Below are 20,033 nucleotides of genomic sequence, written 5' to 3'. Positions count from 1 at the left end.
TGGAAGACCCCCAACTCCATGTAACGGGAGAAGAACGATCCCTCCACGTCATCCCGCGAGAAGCCCCAGGTGGTCTGGGTCAGGTCGTTGGTGCCGAAGGAGAAGAACTCCGCCGCCCGTGCGATCTCGTCCGCCGTCAGAGCCGCCCTGGGCAACTCGATCATGCAGCCGACCGGGATGGCGAGGGCCTCGCCCTCCGCCTCGGAGACCTCCCGGATGATCCGCTCCGCCTCGTCCCGCACCAGGTCAAGCTCCACATAGGAGCCGACCAGCGGCACCATGATCTCCGGCTTGGGGTTCTTGCCCTCGCGGATCAACTGCGCGGCGGCCTCCGCGATGGCCCGCACCTGCAAAGCGAACAGCCCCGGCACGGTCAGCCCCAGTCGGACGCCGCGCAGGCCCAGCATCGGGTTGGCCTCATGCGACCGTTCAACCGCCGTCAGCAGTTCTTGCTCAACCGAGGAAACCGCCTCGCCGCGCGCCTCGCGCTGCGCGATCGAAACGGACAGCTGCGTCAGGTCCGGCAGGAACTCGTGCAACGGCGGGTCGATCAGCCGAACAGTGGTGTGCAGCCCGTCCATGGCGGTGAACAATTCGACGAAGTCTTGGCGCTGCAGCGGCAGCAGGGCGTCCAACGCCGCAGTCCGGTCCGCGTCCCCGCGGGCCAGGATGAGCCGCTCGATCAGCTTCCGGCGGTCGCCCAGGAACTGGTGCTCGGTGCGGCAAAGGCCAATGCCCTGCGCGCCCATCCGACGAGCCCTCGCCGCGTCCTCCCCGTTGTCAGCGTTGGCCCTGACCTTAAGCCGCCGCACGGCATCGGCGTGGCTCAAAATCCGGTGGACGGCCATGACCAACTCCGCGGCCGGACCATCCGCGCCGGCGCCCGCCAACGCGCGCTCCAAGCCCTCGTCCAGGTACTGGAAGACGGGCGACGGCACCACGGGCACGTTGCCCAGGAAGACCTCACCGGTCGAGCCGTCAATCGCGATCACGTCGCCTTCCGCGACCGTCACGTCGCCCACTTTGAACACCCGGCCGACCGGATCCACCTCGAGGGCGTCCGCGCCGACAACGCAGGTGGTACCCATGCCGCGCGCCACCACGGCGGCGTGCGAGGTCTTGCCGCCCCGCGCCGTCAAGATGCCGACGGAGGCGATCATCCCGCTCAGGTCGTCGGGGTTGGTCTCGCGGCGGACCAGGATCACGGTGCGCCCCTCGGCCTCCCATTTGACCGCCATCGGCGAGTCGAACACGGCCTGGCCCACCGCCGCCCCCGGTGAGGCGGCCATGGCCTTGGTCAGCCGATTCTTCGGCGCCGCCGGGTCGAACTGCGGGAACATCAGGTTGACCAGTTGGTCGCCGGCCACGCGGTCAAGGGCGGTGTCCAGCGTGATCAGGCCCTCGTCCACCAATTGGATGGCGATCTTGAACGCCGCCGCCGCGGTGCGCTTGCCGACCCGCGTCTGCAGCATCCAAAGCTTCCCGCGCTCCACCGTGAACTCGATGTCGCACAGGTCGCGGTAGTGGTTCTCCAGCGTGGACATGATGGTCCGCAACTGGTCGTAGGAGGTGCGGTCGATCTTCGCCAAGTCGTCCAGCGACAGCGTGTTGCGGATGCCCGCCACCACGTCCTCGCCCTGCGCGTTCGGCAGGTAGTCGCCGTAGGCGCCGGGGTGGCCGGTGGCCGGGTCGCGGGTGAACGCCACGCCGGTGCCGGAATCCGGCCCCAGGTTCCCGAACACCATGGACTGCACGTTCACGGCGGTGCCCAACTCGTCGGAGATCCGCTCGCGCCGCCGGTAGATCTTGGCCCGCTCCGTGTTCCAGGAGTTGAACACCGCGATGACCGCCGCGTCGACCTGCGCGCGGGGGTCCTGCGGGAACGCCTGGCCGGTTTGCCCGGCCACGATCGCCTTGAACTTGCCCACCAGGTCTTTCAGGTCTTCGGCGGTCAAATCGACGTCCGAACCCGCCCCGACTTCCCGCTTCTTGGCGTCCAGCGCCTCCGCGAACAGGTCGCCGTCAATGTCCAGGACCGTCTTGCCGAACATCTGGATCAGGCGCCGGTAGGAGTCCCACGCGAACCGCTCGTCGCCCGCGAATTCCGCCAGCCCCAGCACGGATTGGTCGTTCAGCCCCACGTTCAGGACCGTTTCCATCATGCCCGGCATGGAGAACTTGGCCCCCGAGCGCACCGACACCAGCAGCGGCTCCTGGGCCGCGCCCAATTTCCGCCCGAACGTCGCCTCCAGCGCGTCGATGGCCGCCGTCACCTGTTCGGCCAGCTCAGGCGGGTTGTACCGGTGGTGCATGTAGAAGCGGCACGCCTCCGTTGTGATTGTGAAACCGGGTGGGACCGGCAGCCCCAGGCCGGTCATCTCCCCCAGGTTGGCACCCTTGCCCCCCAGCAGGTCCTTGAGATCTTTGTTGCCCTCAGCAAAGCTGTAGACGTACTTAGGCACGTTGAAACCTTCCGCCAGTGATTGTTTGATTGCTGTGCTCGCCAGCCCCGCTCAAGCTTAGCCCCCCGGCCGTTTCCCACCGCTTCCAGCACAACACCTTGCCCGATGCCGTCGTCACAAGTAGCCGAAAGACCCCCGTCTGGGTCTCCTTCCGTCTACCGCCTTGACCGCCGCCGAGCCCGTGGAGACCGGCACGGTTCCCGCCCGGCGGCGCGGGGACCGCTTGGCGGTCTATCCGTCCCCCGGTCCGCGCCGGGCGGGCCTGGCTGGGCCGGGCGGCCCACGAGAGGTTCGGCGACGGTTCGCCGCGAGCCGAATTTCGCCGCCGGGGAATACTTTGGGCTCTCTCGCCGCTGGTCCTATTAGAGCGTGCCAGTTTCCGGCACCCAATCAGGCGGCGCGGCTGTGCTGCCGGCCAAGCGGCCGGACCGGCCCGCCTCACCCCAACAATGAAGGAGAACCCTGAAAAATGGCAACACATGCCAACCACCCGGTGGTAGTCCGGGAACAGCCGAACCGGCGTCGTTTCGCCGGCGTGCTCGGCAGCCTGTCCTTGGGCGTCGCCCTGGTGGCCGGCGCGACGGTCGCGGCCTTCACCGACTCTGAGTACGGACGCCTGCTAGGCGACAACAACGGAAACCTGACAACCGGAAAATACAACATCCAAATTTCGACCCTGGAGCCTGGCGAGCCGGGTCAGGAATGGAAAGACACGGCCTATGCCTTGGACGGGATCTATCCGACCGCTCCAGACAACCTTGCCAACGACACGGCGAGCCCGGTCGCATTGCAACTCAACACTGCGGAACTGGTGCCAGGCGAGGCCTTGAGCACAATCTTCTGGGTGCGGAACGATTCCTACTCGTCAGAGGACACCAGTCTGAAGCTTCGATTGATAAACGAGACTGCCGCGGCCGATAACGCCGGCTTGCTCGGCGCGCTGCAGTTCAAGGTCTCGGTGAATGACTCCGTGATCGGCTCGTACTCCTACGCGGACTTGGCGGGCTCCAACCTAGCGCCTCTGCACAACAGCCTGGTGCGGGACACGGCCATCAAGATCAAGCTTGAGGTGTTGCTGCCACAGAGCGCGTCCGGCGGGGCTGTCCAAGGCCAAGTGGTCAAGCTCATCGCAGAGATCCTCGGCCAGTCGGTCTGACGCGGCCTCGCGGCCGCCATTGAACGGTCCCTTGCCTCGGGGACTACAAACAGCGGTCCCGCGGGCCTTCCCCTGGGGTAGGTGGCCGGCTCGCGGGACCGCTGACCTAATCGAATAGCGCGGTCGGGGCGCACCGCCCCGACCGCCGCAGGGCCTTAGCCCGCCAGCCAACAATCACCCACCCCATCGACCAGCCCAACGGCAGAGAGAAACCCCTGTGAAAACCTTGAGGATTGTCCAACGAATCGCGCTGATGCTCCTGTCCGCGGTCGGCATTGCGACGGTGCTGGCCACCGTTGTCTGCTTGGCCATGAACATCCGCCCCGTGGTGGTGATTTCAGGCTCCATGGAACCCGAACTGCCGGTGGGCGCGCTGGTGTTCCACCAGTCCGTGCCCGGCTCGGAGCTTGAGGTGGGGGACGTTGTCACCGTGCCCCGCAACGCGGGCGAGGGCGTTGTCACCCACCGCGTGGCCGGCATCGAGAAGACCGAGAACGGCGAATACGCGCTGACGCTGCGGGGAGACGCCAACAAGAAGGACGACCCGGAGCAGTATGTGGTGAGCAAGGCTGATCGCCTGGTCACCTCCTTCCCCGTGCTGGGCGGCGTGCTGCTCTGGATGCGGGCCAACCCGATCCCCGCCGCCGCCGCGCTGTTGGCGCTCTTGATCTTCTCCTTGTGGCCGGCGCCGCGCTTCTCCGTGCATCTGCCGGACGGGCGGGTCATCAAGAACCTGACCCGGCGCGAAGCGGAGGCCCACGCCGCCGCCCACCGCAACGCCGTCCAGAACGACTTCCTTCCGCAAGGCGCCGGCGCGGCCGCGCTGGCGGACCCGAACAGCTCTTGGCCGGCGGCAGGTTCGCAGATGCCCGCGCAGTTGGATCTAACCCAGCCGATCGCCCCGGTCCGCGCCCAAGTGGCGCAGCGCGCGCCCGTGGCCCAGCCGATGGCAGACCAGAACGCGAACGCCGTTTTCGCCCCCCGCTCGGCCAGGCCCGCGCCTCAGCTCAACATTCCCCGCGCGGCGACCCCCGCGGTCCCGCCGGCCGACTTCGGGCCGTCGCCAAGGAGCGCGGCACCGGCCGCAAACCGCAGTCCGCGCCGGATCCCGTTCTTGCCCGTCAACGCAGCCTGATTGACCTAATCAAGGAGTAAGTACATGCACAGGCGGTACACCGCCAAACAGCCAATCAACCTGGTGAGCGCCTTCATGGCGCTGATCGGGTTGATTGGCTGCGCCATTGTGCTTGGCCACCCGCTCAACACCACGGCCAGCGCCTGGATGGACGCCGAATACGGCGACACCGGCACCCTCACCGCGGTGAGCCCGCGAGCCGCCATCACCGCCGAACTGCAAAGCACCTATCTGGCGGCGACAATGGTCTCGAAATCACGCGACGGCGCGGTGGCATACATCTGGGGTTATCGGGGCGACGGGTTGTCCGGCACGGGCGTTGAAACCGTCAGTTCGGACGCTGACGTGAGCATCGTCGCCCTTCCCGAGGGCCGCCGCGTGGCGAAGATCGTGGGCGGCGCCTCCTCCGGGCAAACCCTTAACACCCACGCCGCCATCGGCGTGCTGGCCACAGACGGGACCGTTTGGACGTGGGGCCAGAAGCCCGGCGCGGCTCCGGGCCGGTTGGGGCGCCCCGTCGAAGGCGCCTACCCCAGCCATGCGGAGCCCGGCCAAGTGACCGGGTTCCCCGCCGGCGCCAAGGTGGTCGACCTGCAATCGGGCGGCAGCTTCTTCGCAGCGCTGACCGACGCTGGCGAACTCTTCACCTGGGGCGTAGCACCCAACGGCAGCACCGGGAGCAACCTCCCCGGCGGCAATTACGGCGAACTGGGGCAGGGTTACCATGCCTCAAGCTCGGTGCCGCGCCGGATCCTGACCGGCATCCACTCTTTTGCCGTGGGACGGTTCAACGCCTGGGCGATCACCGCTCCCGGCTGGACCAAGACGACCTACCCGTCGTCCGTTCATTACGACGGATCCGGTTCCGACAGCCCTACCTCCACCACCGCGCCAGACGACTCCAGCAGGGTGCTGTTCTGGGGCGACAACGGCACCAACACCGGCGCGGCGTCTGGCAGCCCCGTCAACACGACCTCCAAGATTTGGTCGCCCGAGAAGTTGGCGGACGGGGCCAAGCTCGACCAGCTTCTGGCCCAAGGCAATGCTCTCGGTCCGGACGACCAACCCCGCGATGACAACTTCACCCTCGGTGTGGCGATGGGGTCGCCTGAGGATCGCGGCACATTCGCGGTCATGACTGGGCACATGTATGGATACCAGGTGCTCCTTCGGGATGGCTCCCTCTATTTGTGGGGTTACCACGAAAAGTCGATGGGGTATGGCTCGGGCACGGGCAAGGAGATGCTCGACCGGACCGCAATGGTTCCGACCGAGGTCAAGTTGGACAACGGGAACCGCCGGGTGGTGCAGATCGCCCACACGTTGCGGGTCGTGTTCTTGCTTGACGATCAAGGAACCGTCTGGATGTATGGCTTGAGGGGCACGGGGGAGAGCAAATTCCCGGGTTCGAACGGCACCGGCGGCGGATGGGCAAGCACCAACACGCCGATGAGGGTTGACGGTTCGAACAGCGCCGGCTGGGCGGCAGGCGGTATCACAGCGATCACGGGAGCGGGCATGTCGATGATGCTCACCCGCGACGACGGCAGCCTGTGGGTGATGGGCGGTTCCACTTTTGACGGGGGCACCAACGCCCAATACGTGGTCCGAACCCACTGGGACCACACCAAGATGGATACCTCGGGGCCTTTCACCGACAAGCCCCAGCCCCTCACCCAGATGGTCCTGACCAACCCCGACATCCCGACCGCCTTGCCTTCCGGCAGCTGACCAGGCCAGCGGGTCCCCCGCCCAGGCCGAGCGGCCCGTCTAGGCTCTTGCAGTGCTAAGGACCGGGGCGAACCCGGCCGTTCGACAAGACCTGGAGGTTCTGGTGCGCGGATTTGGGATGCACTCCATCGACAATGTTGGCTGGCTGGAGAAGGAACGGCCGAAGTGCGGCCCGCTGGACGCGATTGTGCGGCCCACCATCATTGCCCCGTGTTCCTCCGACATCCATGTGGCCCACGGCGGCTCCGGCCCCAAGGAAAACCTGATCCTGGGCCACGAGGCGGTCGGCGTAGTCGAAGAGGTCGGCCCCTATGTGCGGCGGTTCAAGCCCGGCGACTTGGTGGCGGTGCCCTGCGTGACCCCGAACTGGCTGTCCCGGGGCGTGCAGAACTTCCGCTCCTTCTCCCACGACCGGGGCCCGTTCGGATCGTTCAAATTCGTGGGCGAAAAGGACGGCGTTATGGCGGAGTACTTCCACGTCAACCAGGCCGACCCGAACCTGGCGCACATCCATGACGGCGTGGCGCCGGAGGCGGCGCTGATGACCGTGGACATGATGTCGACCGGGTTCCACGGGGTCGAATTGGCGGACGTCGGCATTGGCGAAAAAGTGGTGGTGATCGGGATTGGGCCGATCGGCTTGATGGCGATCGCGGGCTCGGCCCTGCGCGGGGCCTCCCAGATCATTGGCGTGGGCACACGGCCCAAGGCCCGCGAGGTCGCCTTCGAATACGGCGCCAGCCAGGTCATCTCCTACAAAGACGGCCCGCTGGACGAACAGGTCATGGACCTGACCAGCGGCAAGGGCGCGCACAAGGTGATCGTGGCCGGCGGCGGCCCGCAGGCCTTCGCCGAGGCGATCCGCATGACCAGGCCCAACGGCGTGATCTCCAACGTCAACTTCTTCGACATCAACGACAAGATCGCCATAGCCCCGCTCGACTGGGGGTTGGGCATGGCCGACAAGGACATCCGGGGTTCCTTCTGCCCCGGCGGCGGCAAACGGATCCAGCGGCTGATCAACATGATCGAATACAAGCGGATCGACCCAACCAAGATGATCTCCCACCGACTGCACGGCATGGACGCCATCGAAGAGGCCTTCAACATGATGGACGGCAAGGCGCCCGACCTCATCAAACCGGTCGTCTACCTGGACTGACGGCCGGCAAGACCCCAGCTTCCGGGACCGAATCAGAACGGGGCGTTCGACCGCCTGGTCGGGCAAGATCCCGACGGCCCACGCGTTTGAGGCCGGGTGGGTCTGCCGCAGTCAGTTTGAGCGGGAACCGAAGTTGAAGGACGCCCCTGGATTGTGGTCCGGGGCGGGCCAACGCGACGTTGAGACCTTCGCCTGGGTGTAGAAGGCCACGCCTTCGGGGCCGTAGATGTGGAAGTCCCCGATCAGCGAGTCTTTCCAGCCGCCGAAGGAATGGAACCCGACCGGCACCGGAATGGGCACGTTGATTCCGATCATGCCGACTTTGACCCCGCGCTCAAAACGGCGGGCGGCCTCCCCCGAGCTTGTGAACAGGGCCGTGCCGTTGCCGTACGGGTTGGCGTTGATCAGGTCGATCCCCTGGTCCAGGTCCTTGATTCGGACAACCGCCAAGACCGGCCCGAAAACCTCCTCGGTGTAGGCGCGCATGGCTGGCCGGACGGAATCGAGCACGGTGGGGCCTGTGAAGAAACCGCCTTCGAAACCCCGCGGCCGGAATCCCCGGCCGTCCAAGACGACCTTCGCGCCGTCCCGCTCCGCCTGGGTCACGATCTCCTCGGCCCGGTCGCGGGCGCTTTGCGAGATCAGCGGGCCCATGTCCGCGGCCGGATCGGCGCCTTCCGCCACCCGCACCGCTTTGGCCTTGGCCACCACGCGCTCAATGAACTCGTCCGCGATTTGGTCTTCCACCAGGACCACCGAGAGGGCCATGCAGCGTTGGCCGGCGGCCCCGAACGCGGCGGCCACCACCGAGCCGGCGGCGAAATCGGCGTTCGCGTCCGCGAGCACAGTGGCGTGGTTCTTCGCCCCGCCCAGCGCCTGGACCCGCTTGCCCGCCGCCACGCCCGCCGCGTGGATGTGCCGCGCCACCGGGGTCGATCCGACAAAAGACACCGCCCGCACCAGCGAATGGGTCAAGAGCTGGTTGACCACGCCGGGGCCGCCGTGGAGAACCTGGAAGACGCCGTCCGGCAAGCCCGCGCGCCGCCAGAGTTCCGCCAGTTGGACGCCGGCCGAAGGGTCTTGCGGGGAGGGCTTCAGAATGAACGTGTTGCCCGTGGCGATGGCCAGCGGCGACATCCACAGCGGCACCATGATCGGGAAATTGAACGGCGTGATGCCGACCGTCACGCCCAGCGGCTCCCGCCAGGACGTGACGTCCACGCCCGTCGCGACCTGCGGCGAGTACTCGCCTTTCAGCAATTGCGGGATCCCGCAGGCGAAGTCGACAACCTCCAGTCCGCGCGCGACCTCGCCCTTCGCGTCTGAGCGGACCTTGCCCTGTTCGCGGGTGATGACGTCCGCGAGTTCGTCCGTCGCTTCGACCAACAACTCCCGCAGTTTGAACAAGATGGCGGTCCGGCGTCCCAAGGGGACCTGGGACCAAGACTGAAACGCCTGGTCAGCCGCCTGGACGGCGTGATCGACCTGGCCGGGGGAGGCCTCCGCCACCTGCGCGATCGCCTGGCCGGTGGCTGGGTTGCGGACCGCCAGCGGGTCGGGTCCGGGCTGGCCGACGGGCTGGCCGGCTATGACGTTGGGCACCAGGGGCAGATTCACAATGTCTCCTAACAGAGCGGGCGGCCTTGACTAGGGACATGGTACGGGGCCCACATGTCGGCCAGCGCACAGGGGCCGCACGCCAGACCGTTGACTCGCGCCGGGGGCGGGGATTCCCACGCGCGCGATGCCGTCTCCGGCCCGGCCGTCGTTGACCCGCGCGTCGGCGGGGACTCGGAACACGGCCCAATGCGCGCGAAACAGGCCGACCGCTGACGGGCGCGGCGGGGAAGACGGCAGCGACGGCATCGGCGGCCGGAGCCGCTGCGGAACGAGCGCCACTTGTGCGACTTCTTGTCCGCTAACTGTAGCGCTGGATGTCCGCTATATGTAGCGTACAGCCGCCGCTAAATGTATGATAGGCCGGTGCTGTACAGGCGGAGGATCATCGACTCAGAGCTTGACGCGCTGTTTCCCCCTGCCGCGGCCATAGCAATCGACGGGGCCAGGGGCGTGGGCAAGACCACCACGGCGGCGCAGCGGGCGCGGGCCGAAGTGCGGCTCGACTCCAAGGCGGTCCTCGAAGTGGTGTCGGCCCAACCGGAGACCATTTTGACCCGCGCCAGGCCGCTGCTGGTGGACGAATGGCAAAGGGTTCCCGAGGTCTGGGATGTGATCCGACGGCAGGTCGACCAAGACAGGACCGGCGGCCAGTTCTTGCTCACGGGGAGCGCGACTCCCCGGCCCGGCGCGACCGCGCATTCGGGGGCGGGGCGGATCGGGCGGCTGCGCATGCGGCCAATGACCTTGACCGAGCGGGGCGCGGCCGCCAGCGGCGGGATAAGCCTGGCCGGACTGTTGGCCGGGGGTCAGGCGGACCTGGACGGGACCAGCGACGCCAGGTTGGCGGATTACGCCAGCCACATTGTGAGCTCCGGTTTCCCAGGGATGGCGGGTCTGACGGGGCGGGCTCTGCGCTTCGAACTCGACTCCTACTTGCTCAACGCCGTTGACCGGGACGTGCCGGAGCTTGGCAAGCGGGTGCGCCGCCGGGGCGCGCTCATGGACTGGCTCCGGGCTTATGCGGCGGCAACCTCCTCCACCGCCTCCTATTCGCACATCTTGAACGCCGCCGCGGCGGGACAAGCGGACAAGCTGGCGCGGTCCACAGCCGTCGCCTACCAGGACACGCTCGCAGACATTTGGCTGACGGACCCGGTGCCAGCCTGGGGCCCGGTGGCCAACCCGGCGGCGCGTCTGGGCAGGACGCCCAAGCATCAACTGGCGGATCCGGCGCTGGCCGCGCGGCTCCTCGGCCTGGGCGTTGACGCGCTCCTCGACGGCCAGGGCAGGCCCCTGGGCCCGCAGGCCGGAACCATGCTGGGCAGGCTCTTCGAGGCGCTGGCGACTTTGTGCGTGCGCGTGGCGGCCTCGGCCGCCGAGGCGAGGGTCAGCCACCTGCGCACCCGCGACGGAGACCACGAGGTGGACCTGGTGGTGGAGAGAGCCGACGGTATGTGCCTGCCCATCGAGGTCAAGCTCTCCGCCGCAGTCGCCGACCGCGACACCCGCCACCTTCGCTGGTTCAGGGAGCGCTACGCCGACCTCGCGTTGGACGCGATTGTGCTCAACACGGGCCCGCACGCCTACCGCCGCGCTGACGGCGTGGGCGTGGTGCCGCTGGCGCTGCTCGCGCCGTGAGCGGTGCCCGGGTGGCGGCATGGCCCGCCCGCGTCGGGCGGGCCGTAAAGCTCTAACCAGTCCAGAGCGAACCGGGCCGGCGCCCGCCGGCGCAGGTCAGGACTCGATGGTCTGTTCCGTGCGCACGGCGATCTTGCGCGGCTTGGCCTCTTCGGCCACCGGGATGGTGAGGGTCAGCACGCCGTCGCGGTAGTTGGCGTCGATCCGACCCAGGTCAAGGCCGGGCCCAAGCGAAATCTGCCGGGCGTAGGTCCCGCTGGCGCGCTCGCGGCTCAGCCAGGTGTTGTTGTCCTGGCTGACGTCGAGTTCGATCGCCGGGCGTTCCGCGCGGATGGTCAGAGTCCTGTCATCCACGTCGATGTCAATGCTGTCGGGGTTGACGCCCGGCAGGTCGACTTTCACCACGAACGCGTCGCCTTGCCGGTACAGGTCCATCGGCATGACCCTGGCCTCGGACGCGGCGGCGCGGCTGAATTGTCCGAACACGCGGTCAATGTCGCGGAAGGGATCGAACGGATGGGCAGTCATGTTGTTCCTCCTTGTCGTGTTGGGGGGGCCGCGAGCGGCTCCCTTGGCGGCGGGCCTTTGGGCCCGATCGGTCAGGCCGGGTGTCACCCGGATCAAAGTTGAGCGTAGCACACTCAACTTAAAAAGTTGAGTCCTGCGGGCTCAATGTTTCCGCATGGGCTCCCGGAAGGCGCTTCCCCGCAGGCCCACAGGGTTTGACGCCGCCCCCGAGCGCGAGTTCAGAACACCACGCCCGCCGCCCGCGGCCCCGTTTCGAGCCGCCGAATCTCGCCCGCTGGGACGGCGGGGTTCCCCCGAAAACGTGCGGCCGGACCGGCCCCGTGACTCGAATCCACCCGTCTGGGACAACCGAGACCCCCACGGCCGCGCCAGTGCGGCGGGCGCCGCGCCCGGATGCCGCTAGTCTTCGGCCGTGAGCCCATTCGCCCGCGCCGTCCGCCAAGCCCTGGCCGCCCAAGCCGACCCAGCCCGCGCGTCCGGGCAACAGGCCTACATGAAATCCGCCATGCCCTTCCTGGGCCTGACGCGCGCCCACGTGCGGCGGATAGCCCACGAGCTTGGCGCCGACCACCGCCTCGACCTGGCAGACATTGAGCGCTACTCCCGCGAGTTGTGGGACCAGGCCGAACACCGCGAGGAGCGCTACGCCGCCATCGACCTGACCGGCCTGAGACCCGCGCTGGGCCGCCCGGAGCTGGTTGATCTGCACGAACACCAGGCGCTCACAGGCGCCTGGTGGGATTACGTGGACCAACTGGCCCACCGGATCGCCGCCCTCCACGACGCCGACCGGGCCGCCGCCGCCCTGGCCAGCCGCCGCTGGCTGGCGGCCGACAGCTTCTGGCTGCGCCGCCTGGCCATCCTGGGCCAGCTGGGGCGCAAAGACCGCACCGACCGCGAGCTTCTCACCGAAGCCATTGAGGCCAACGCCGCCGACAAAGAGTTCTTCATCCGCAAGGCGATCGGCTGGGCCCTGCGCGACTTCGCCCGCACCGACCCCGCTTGGGTGCGCGCCTTCGCGGACGCCCACGACCTGAGCCCCCTCGCCCGCCGCGAGGCGCTGAAACACCTCTGACAGAAGAGACCCCCCAGCCGCCGATGCCGTCCGCCCACCTCGGCGCCGAAGGCCGGGACGATCAGGCGTGGGTCAGGAACAGGAATAGGCCCATCGTGGCGATTGAGCCAATGGTGGAGATGAACAGCGTGGAGGCCATCTCACGGGTGGCCACGTTGAACCGGATCGCCAGGATGGTGGCGATCGACGCGCTCGGGATGGCCAACGTGGTCACCGTCAGCGAGGTCGTCGCAGCGCCCAGGCCCGCCAGAACCATCAGGCCCCAGGCCGCCGCTGGGATCACCAAGTTGCGGGCCGCCACGTTCAGCCAAACCGTCCGCGAGACGGACACCCTCTGGGCGAACAAGGTCGCGCCGGACGCGAACAGCGCCACCCCGCCGGTCGCCTGCCCCAGCAGCATCAAAGCCCCGTGAAGCATCTTCGGCAAACCGACTCCGAACGCCACCAGCACAAACGCCGCCAAAGGCGACCACACCACCGGCTCCGCGATGGTCTGGCGCAAGCTCACGCCCAGTTGCGCTATGGCCGACCGCCCGACCGCTGCCCTGGACGGCCCAGCCCCCACGCGGTCAGCCCCGCCAATACCGCCAGACCCCGCCTTGGAGGCCCCGGCCCCATGGGGTCCGGCCCCGCTGGCGACAACAGCCCCGGCCCCGCCCGCGCGCGTGAGAACCAGCATGGCCAGCGGCACCTGGACAACATTGACGACCAGCGAGCCGATCGCAATGGCCAGGGCCGCGTCAGAGGGGAACAGGTCCGGCAAGACGCTCGACCCGACAAAAGGCACCGCGGGCGCGCTGATCGCCAGGGCCTGGAGGGCCGCGACGGGCGCCGGACGGCGGAACAGGAAGCGCGAAACCAAGTAGACCGCGATCAAGCCTCCGGTCATCACGCCCGCAATCCACGCGAACATGGGCAAATTGGAGAAAAGCACTCGGCGCGGCGCCGCCATCACCCCCGCGAACAATGACAGCGGCAGCGCGTAAAGCATGACCATCCGGTTCAGAATGGCCGCTTGCGGGGCGTCGAAGTCATGTCGGGCGCCCGCCAGGAATCCCAGTCCCAACGCCACGACTATCGGCAACAGCGCGCCTACCAGCATCGCCATACCCGACTCCTTTCATTCGGAGGGCTCGGCCCACCGCCCTCGCCAGCGCACCCAGCACGCCCACTCGCAGCGCGCTCCGGTTGCCGACCGCGCGGGCTGCGGGATCCAGCCGGCGGCCGGGACGAACCACCGGCCGGTAACGAACGGAGGTTTGCCAACAGGCCGCCGCGCGGCCGAACGGGGGAAACCCAATCAATCCACACTGGCGAACCGGCGGGGCCGGCACGCGGTGGGCGGGCGCTGTCTCAGTACGTGGCCAACTGGGTGGGAGGCGGAGGCGGCCAAACGGCATCGTGCACCCGAAAGACGCGGCCACGGGCCCAGCAAGCCGGACCTGGGACGATTGACTTCCCCGCCCGGAACGGCACGCGTCTACGCTCTACCGTTGGGGTTCCGGGCGCCAACGCTCACGAGGCGGGGGCTAACGCCCGTAAGTCTGCGCGATCACGCGGCGACCGACCCCTTCACGCAGTCCCAGTCCGGAGGTCCACCATGTTTTTCACCCAATCCTTGGCGGCGGCCGAGCCGCACGGCGGCGAAGCCAACTTGAAGCTGCCAGACCTTGGCGCCGTCCAGTTGACGGATTGGCTGAGCGGGCCGTCGGTGCTGCTGATAGCCCTGGCGGTCTGCCTGCTGGGGCTTGCCTTCGGCGCGTGGACGTACATCAAGCTGAAGTCGCTGCCGGTGCACCCCGCCATGAAGCGCGTCTCGGAGCTGATCTTCGCCACTTGCAAAACCTACCTGCTCAAACAGGGCCAGTTCCTGCTCATCCTGTGGGCGTTCATCGCCGCCGTGATCGTCATCTACTACAAGTTCGCGATCAGCTTCTCCTGGGGCCGCGTCGCCATCATCATCGCGTTCTCCCTGATCGGGATGGCCGGGTCGTTCTCCGTGGCCTGGTTCGGCATCCGCGTCAACACCTTCGCGAACTCGCGCACCGCGCACGCCTCGCTGCGCGGCGAGCCGTGGCCGGTCCACGCCATCCCAATGCGTTCCGGCATGTCCATCGGCATGGTGCTGATCTCGCTGGAACTGCTGTTGATGCTGGTCATCTTGCTGTTCCTGCCCGGCGACATCGCCGGTTCGTGCTTCATCGGCTTCGCGATCGGGGAATCCCTGGGCGCGTCCGCCCTGCGGATCGCGGGCGGTATTTTCACCAAGATCGCGGACATCGGCTCCGACCTGATGAAGATCGTCTTCAAGATCGACGAGGACGACCCGCGCAACCCCGGCACCATCGCGGACTGCACGGGCGACAACGCCGGGGATTCGGTCGGCCCGTCCGCGGACGGTTTTGAGACGTACGGCGTCACCGGGGTCGCGTTGATCACGTTCATCCTTTTGGGGGTGCCCGATGCCGTCACCCAAGCCACGCTCTTGGTTTGGATTTTCACGGTCCGCGCCGTCATGCTGATCGCCTCCGTGCTGAGCTACTTCGCCAACGAGTTCATTTGCCGCCGGGCGCTGGCCAAGAAGCACGACTTCGACTTCGAGGTGCCGCTGACTTCGCTGGTCTGGGTGACTTCTTGCGTTTCCATCGTGCTGACCTTCCTGACCACGGCGTTCATGCTGCACGGCTTGGAGGACGGCCTGTGGTGGAAGCTGTCGATCATCATCTCGCTGGGCACCCTGGCGGGGGCGCTGATCCCCGAGTTGGTGAAGGTGTTCACCTCGACCAAGGCGCGGCACACCCGCGAGGTGGTGACCTCGTCGCGGGAGGGCGGCCCGTCGCTGAACATCCTGTCCGGGCTGATCGCGGGGAACTTCTCGGCGTACTGGCTGGGGATCGCCATTGTGGGGCTGATGGGCGGGGCCTACCTGATCTCGACTTTGGGCTTGTCGGAGGCGTTGTTGGGCCTGCCGGCGGACGCGTCAGTGCTGGCCGCCGCCGCGCCGGCCGTGTTCGCGTTCGGCCTGGTGGCGTTCGGGTTCTTGGGGATGGGCCCGGTCACCATCGCGGTGGACTCCTACGGGCCGGTCACCGACAACGCCCAGTCCGTTTTCGAGTTGTCCCAGATCGAGCAGGTCAAGGACGTGTCCAAGGACCTGGGTTACACCCCGCATTGGCGGGCCGCCAAGCTGATGCTGGAGGAGAACGACGGCGCGGGGAACACCTTCAAGGCCACCGCCAAGCCGGTGCTGATCGGGACCGCCGTGGTGGGCGCCACCACCATGATCTTCTCTATCATCATGGCGCTGACCGATTCCCTGTCAACCGGCGTGGAGAACCTTTCCCTGGTCCACCCGCCGTTCCTGTTGGGCCTGATCCTGGGCGGCGCGGTCATCTACTGGTTCACGGGCGCGTCTTCGCAGGCCGTCACCACCGGCGCGTACCGGGCGGTCGAATACATCAAGGGGCACATCAACCTGGGCACCACGACCGCCGCCTCGGACAAGGACTCGCGGCGGGTGGTCGAAATCTGCACGCAGTACGCCCAGCAGGGGATGTTGACCATCTTCCTGGCGATCTTCTTCGCCACCCTGGCGTTCGCGTTCGTGGAGCCGTACCTGTTCATCGGCTACCTGATCTCCATCGCCTTGTTCGGCCTCTACCAGGCCATTTTCATGGCCAATGCGGGCGGGGCCTGGGACAACGCCAAGAAGATCGTGGAGGTGGACCTCCACCAGAAGGGCACCGCCCTGCATGACGCCACGGTGATCGGCGACACGGTGGGCGACCCGTTCAAGGACACCTCCTCGGTGGCGCTGAACCCGGTGATCAAGTTCACCACCCTGTTCGGCCTGTTGGCCGTGGAGTTGGCCACCATGCTGAACGGCCGCGGCCTGGGCGTCCTGGTGCACGTCATGGCGGCGGTGCTGTTCCTGGTCAGCACGGTCTTCGTGTGGCGCAGCTTCTACGCCATGCGCATCAACCTCAAAGCCGACCCGGTCCTGGCGGAGGCGGTCGCGGAGGCCGACCTCCCGGCATAGGCCGGCTTCCGCCCAGACCGCCGCGCTCAAGCCGCCAATTCGCGGTCCAGCGCGCGGCGCTGGCCCACCGCTGCGGAATCCAAGACGTCGGCGTCATCAAGTGGGGAACTGACGACACGGAGAGCCTCCGGCGAAGCCCTCACTGAGCCTGCGGGCAGCGCGCGACCTCGCTTCTGATCGCCTTGATTGATTCCGCGAGTTCGTACTTGGTCGCGGCTTCGTCGAAATCGCTGAGGAACTGCTCGCGGGCGGCCTGGCTCATAGAAGACAGTTCCTCTTCGTACATCAGGCGGCTCACCTCGGGCTCTTCCCGCATGAACGCCAACTGGTTGTCGATGTGGGGCCTCAGCGCTTTTGGCGCCACTTTGCGCATAGCTTCATAGTTCCGTTCAACCTCGCCCAACGTGTAATGCCTGCCCTCTTCCCCCTCGGTCGCCAGCTTGCAGAACGCCACCATGTCGACCTTGTCCCTAGGCCACAAGACGAACACGCCCACTGCGATCAAAGCCGCGACTAGCAGCACAACGACTCCGGCCCGGCTCTTGCCCCGCTTCGGCTGCGGAGGCGGCAACGACACGGGCCGGGGGCTCGGCGCGGCGAAATGGGGCGGCGAAAAGACGCTGCCATAGGGCGGCCCGCCGGGTTGGTCCCCTGGGGACGAACTCCACCCTGGCGCGCCTACGCCGAGTTGGCCCGGCGGACCTCCCGGCGTTCCCTGGGGGAACGCCCCGGCGCCCAGCACCGACCCGGCGGGCGGCGCCACGCCCGGAGCCGGCGGCGGTGCGCCGGGCCACTGCGGCGCGGCCCCCGCGCCTGGCACCAATCCGGCAGGCGGGACCGCCCCCGGTACCGGCGGGGAACCGCCCGGCCAGAAGACGGGCTGATCCGTACCGCCAAAGGGAGTTGTCATGTTTGCGCCTCCGTTCGTCCACCGCGTCGGCCGACGGGCGGCCCGCGCCTCCGGCGACACATGTCGAGCCTACCGGCCGAACCCGCCAAGCCCCATTCCGACGCCGCCGCCCGACGTGGCTGCTCGGCGCCGCCGGCGCAGGGGGTTGGCGAGACGGCATCGGGCATAGAGGGGCTGCGCCGGTCACCACGGGAATCCGGCCTGTGCGCGTTCCGCAGGCCAGGCCACCTGTTCCTGCTTCACCGCCGACCGCCGTCCACGAGACCGGCCGCTCCATGAACCGGCGCCTCGAACGCCTCAAACCCTGGGCTGGCCGGTCCTCCCCAGACAGCCGCCGACATTCGGCGTCTTGGCCAGATAGGAACGTACACTCGTCGGCGAGTGTACGTTCCTATCTGGCCTAGGCAGGCGACTGTAGGTTTCCATCTGGACCCGGTGCCCGAATGTAGCATTCCATCTGCCCGGACCTGAGGGCCAAGCCTGCGACCAGGGAATACGGAAGCCGCCCAAAGATAGGAACCTACGCTCGATGGTCCGCGCCAGACAGGAACCTACGCTCGATGGTCCGCGCCAGACAGGAACCTACACTCAGCGGTCCGCGCCAGACAGAAAGCTACACTCGCCGACGGCTGACGTCTCCTGGCCCCTTCTGGGCGCCCGGCCGTGGTTCGCCTCCCTCGCTGACCGGCAGTTCGACCGGACCGGAGGCCTTGGCCAGCGGCGCGGCCAAACTGATGCGAAGCGCCTCTTCCAGATACCTGCTCAGAGTCAGGCCGGCCTTCGCAGCCTCACGTTTGGCTCGCCTGGCAGATCACAGTTCCCAAACCGGATCGAGATCACCTCCCCCGGCCGGTTCCCGGCTTTCGCCAACATCGGGAAAGCGCCCTGGCCAACCCGGTCTACGCCCAGACTTCGGGACATGTGATATTGACGCTGTTCGCCAATCCCGCGGCCGCCGCCGGCAGCCTGCCCAGAGGCGCGGCCACCGTCCTGGAAATCATGCGCCAGGCGGCAACGCCGCTCAAGACAGGCGAGGTGGCCGACTTGTCCGGTTACAGCCGGCCCACGGCAATCCGGCACCTGACCACCCTCCGCTAGGAGGGCTTGGTGGTGTGGAGCGGACAGTCCCCGCGCGACCCGAACGCCGCCTGGAGCGTCGCCTAGTTCCCCCAGTCCGGCACCGGATTGAATGGTGGCGCGAGCCCAATTGAGGCTTGCGGCCGGGACAGTGAACGACTTGCGCACATATTGTTGACTTCGGCTGGCTCTCACCTGGGCGGTCATACTCGCGGTAATACGGCTCCTGCCCATCAACTTCACCCTGGACGGCGGCGGGTCGAAGACGAAGACTGAGCCGGGGCCCGGCTCTGGGCGCGGTGGCGTCACCCGGCTCCGTGACAGCGCTCGGCGGCATCGGCAATCCGCTTGACCGATCCGTCGATGTCGTATTTGACGCGAGCGTCACCAAAATCACGCAGGAACTGATCCTGCTCGGCCGGGCTGAGCTGGGTCAGTTCTTCGCCATTGAGCAAGAGCCGATTCATTTCAGGCTCATCTCTCATGAACGCCAACTGCTTGTCGTAGTCTGCCTTGAGGGAGTCCGGAGCCACCTCACGCAGAGCCTCAAAACGCTCCCGTATGGTCTCGACCGTGTCCTGCGAGCCGTCGAAATCCCGCTCCATGCTGGTGAGCAGCGCGCAGAACTCGGCATATTCGCCGTCAACTGTCGGCGGTTGCCCCGTCGCATGGTCTTCAAGCCCCGGCGACGCATCGACCGCGCCCGTTCCGGCGTTTGGTGCGGGCCCGGCCGCATCTCCCGCCGCGGGGGATGGGGACCCAGCCGCACCCCCATAGGCCTCAGGCGGTTGCTTGGCCGCATTCGCCTCGGCCAATTGAGGGGACCCGGCCTGGTCCGTTCTCCCAGCCCGCCAAAACGCAAAAACGCCGGTCCCAACCAGCGCAACCAAGACCAGCGCAACCAGTCCGATCCGGCCCTTGCCCCACTTGTTCTTCGGCGGAGGCAACGGCGCGGGACGCGGGGCCGGAGCGGCAAACACGGGCGCTGAGAAGACGCTGCCGTGCTCGGCGTTGGTCCGCTCCCAACTCGGTGGCCCGCTCATGCCGAACGCCTGGTCGGCATGCTGACCGGGTGGCTGGCCGGGGGCGACTTGAGGGATGCCTCCGGCGCCGGGCCACTGCGCCGCCAGGCCCGGCGGCGGCAGGGGCCAGTCCTGGGAGGGCCGGGGCGCCCCCGCCGTTTCAGGGTGTTCGGTCAAAGTGCGCCTCCATCCACACAAGGTAACGCCTATTCAACACGCCCCGTGACGCTGCCGGCAAGGCCTACGCCGGCTTCGTCCTGCCCGGTTGACCAGGGCAATCAGGCGACCACGCGGTTCAAGCCCGCGTCAACGGGTGTCGCCCCCGCTCTCGGTCACGGCCGTTTCGGTCGCGAGCGCCCCGGTCGCGGGCGGGTAGCGGATGCCCGCCAACAGCGGCGACTGCTCGGCCCGGATCCCCTCGGCCTGCAAGATGGCGCGGGCGGCGCGATCAGCGGCCGCGGCGGGGCGGGCGAAAGCC

Annotated in this window: 14 protein-coding genes; 8 read left to right on the top strand and 6 right to left on the bottom strand. The window is 67.7% G+C overall.

What is annotated here, in order from left to right:
- A partial coding sequence (gene ppdK / locus LBC97_13910) for a pyruvate, phosphate dikinase (GenBank protein MDR2567123.1) occupies positions 1-2,462 on the bottom strand: 2,462 nt, incomplete at its 3' end.
- Between the two features lie 469 nt (positions 2,463-2,931).
- Between ppdK and LBC97_13905 the strand changes: the two genes are divergently transcribed.
- From LBC97_13905 to LBC97_13890, 4 genes are all read left to right on the top strand, one after another.
- Entirely contained in the window at positions 2,932-3,618 is a 687-nt protein-coding gene (locus LBC97_13905) for a hypothetical protein (protein ID MDR2567122.1), read from the top strand.
- A gap of 217 nt (positions 3,619-3,835) precedes the next feature.
- Positions 3,836-4,753, top strand: a complete 918-nt coding sequence (locus tag LBC97_13900; protein ID MDR2567121.1) for a signal peptidase I — start codon at positions 3,836-3,838, stop codon at positions 4,751-4,753.
- A gap of 24 nt (positions 4,754-4,777) precedes the next feature.
- Positions 4,778-6,484 (top strand): hypothetical protein, encoded by a 1,707-nt coding sequence (locus LBC97_13895; GenBank protein ID MDR2567120.1) that lies wholly within the window; start codon positions 4,778-4,780, stop codon positions 6,482-6,484.
- Between the two features lie 52 nt (positions 6,485-6,536).
- The gene (locus LBC97_13890; GenBank protein MDR2567119.1) at positions 6,537-7,646 is read left to right on the top strand and encodes a zinc-binding dehydrogenase; all 1,110 of its coding nucleotides are present in this window, start codon (positions 6,537-6,539) and stop codon (positions 7,644-7,646) included.
- A gap of 111 nt (positions 7,647-7,757) precedes the next feature.
- On the opposite strand, the gene LBC97_13885 is transcribed toward LBC97_13890, so the two are convergent.
- On the bottom strand, positions 7,758-9,263 hold the full coding sequence (locus LBC97_13885; GenBank protein MDR2567118.1) for a CoA-acylating methylmalonate-semialdehyde dehydrogenase: 1,506 nt from the start codon (positions 9,261-9,263) through the stop codon (positions 7,758-7,760).
- Between the two features lie 366 nt (positions 9,264-9,629).
- On the opposite strand from LBC97_13885, the gene LBC97_13880 reads away from it, so the two are divergent.
- Positions 9,630-10,904: a DUF4143 domain-containing protein gene (locus tag LBC97_13880; GenBank protein ID MDR2567117.1), complete on the top strand. Its 1,275-nt coding sequence runs from the start codon at positions 9,630-9,632 to the stop codon at positions 10,902-10,904.
- Between the two features lie 96 nt (positions 10,905-11,000).
- Here LBC97_13880 and LBC97_13875 read toward each other — a convergent pair whose 3' ends face one another.
- Entirely contained in the window at positions 11,001-11,432 is a 432-nt protein-coding gene (locus tag LBC97_13875; GenBank protein MDR2567116.1) for an Hsp20/alpha crystallin family protein, read from the bottom strand.
- Between the two features lie 412 nt (positions 11,433-11,844).
- On the opposite strand from LBC97_13875, the gene LBC97_13870 reads away from it, so the two are divergent.
- Positions 11,845-12,507 (top strand): DNA alkylation repair protein, encoded by a 663-nt coding sequence (locus LBC97_13870; protein MDR2567115.1) that lies wholly within the window; start codon positions 11,845-11,847, stop codon positions 12,505-12,507.
- Between the two features lie 61 nt (positions 12,508-12,568).
- On the opposite strand, the gene LBC97_13865 is transcribed toward LBC97_13870, so the two are convergent.
- Positions 12,569-13,615 carry an AEC family transporter gene (locus LBC97_13865; protein MDR2567114.1) on the bottom strand — a complete coding sequence of 349 codons (1,047 nt, stop codon included), beginning with the start codon at positions 13,613-13,615 and terminating at the stop codon, positions 12,569-12,571.
- Between the two features lie 492 nt (positions 13,616-14,107).
- On the opposite strand from LBC97_13865, the gene LBC97_13860 reads away from it, so the two are divergent.
- Positions 14,108-16,546 carry a sodium-translocating pyrophosphatase gene (locus tag LBC97_13860; GenBank protein ID MDR2567113.1) on the top strand — a complete coding sequence of 813 codons (2,439 nt, stop codon included), beginning with the start codon at positions 14,108-14,110 and terminating at the stop codon, positions 16,544-16,546.
- Between the two features lie 139 nt (positions 16,547-16,685).
- Here the strand turns inward: LBC97_13860 and LBC97_13855 are convergent, their stop codons facing one another.
- Positions 16,686-17,456 (bottom strand): hypothetical protein, encoded by a 771-nt coding sequence (locus LBC97_13855; protein MDR2567112.1) that lies wholly within the window; start codon positions 17,454-17,456, stop codon positions 16,686-16,688.
- 921 nt (positions 17,457-18,377) lie between these two features.
- On the opposite strand from LBC97_13855, the gene LBC97_13850 reads away from it, so the two are divergent.
- Positions 18,378-18,554 (top strand): helix-turn-helix domain-containing protein, encoded by a 177-nt coding sequence (locus LBC97_13850; protein MDR2567111.1) that lies wholly within the window; start codon positions 18,378-18,380, stop codon positions 18,552-18,554.
- A gap of 284 nt (positions 18,555-18,838) precedes the next feature.
- Here the strand turns inward: LBC97_13850 and LBC97_13845 are convergent, their stop codons facing one another.
- Positions 18,839-19,732, bottom strand: coding sequence for a hypothetical protein (locus tag LBC97_13845; GenBank protein ID MDR2567110.1), 894 nt, complete (start codon positions 19,730-19,732; stop codon positions 18,839-18,841).
- Positions 19,733-20,033: the final 301 nt, after the last annotated feature.

The organism is Bifidobacteriaceae bacterium (genome assembly GCA_031281585.1).
In the GTDB taxonomy this organism is placed as follows: domain Bacteria; phylum Actinomycetota; class Actinomycetes; order Actinomycetales; family WQXJ01; genus JAIRTF01.
This window is presented reverse-complemented; position numbering and strand designations above follow the sequence as displayed.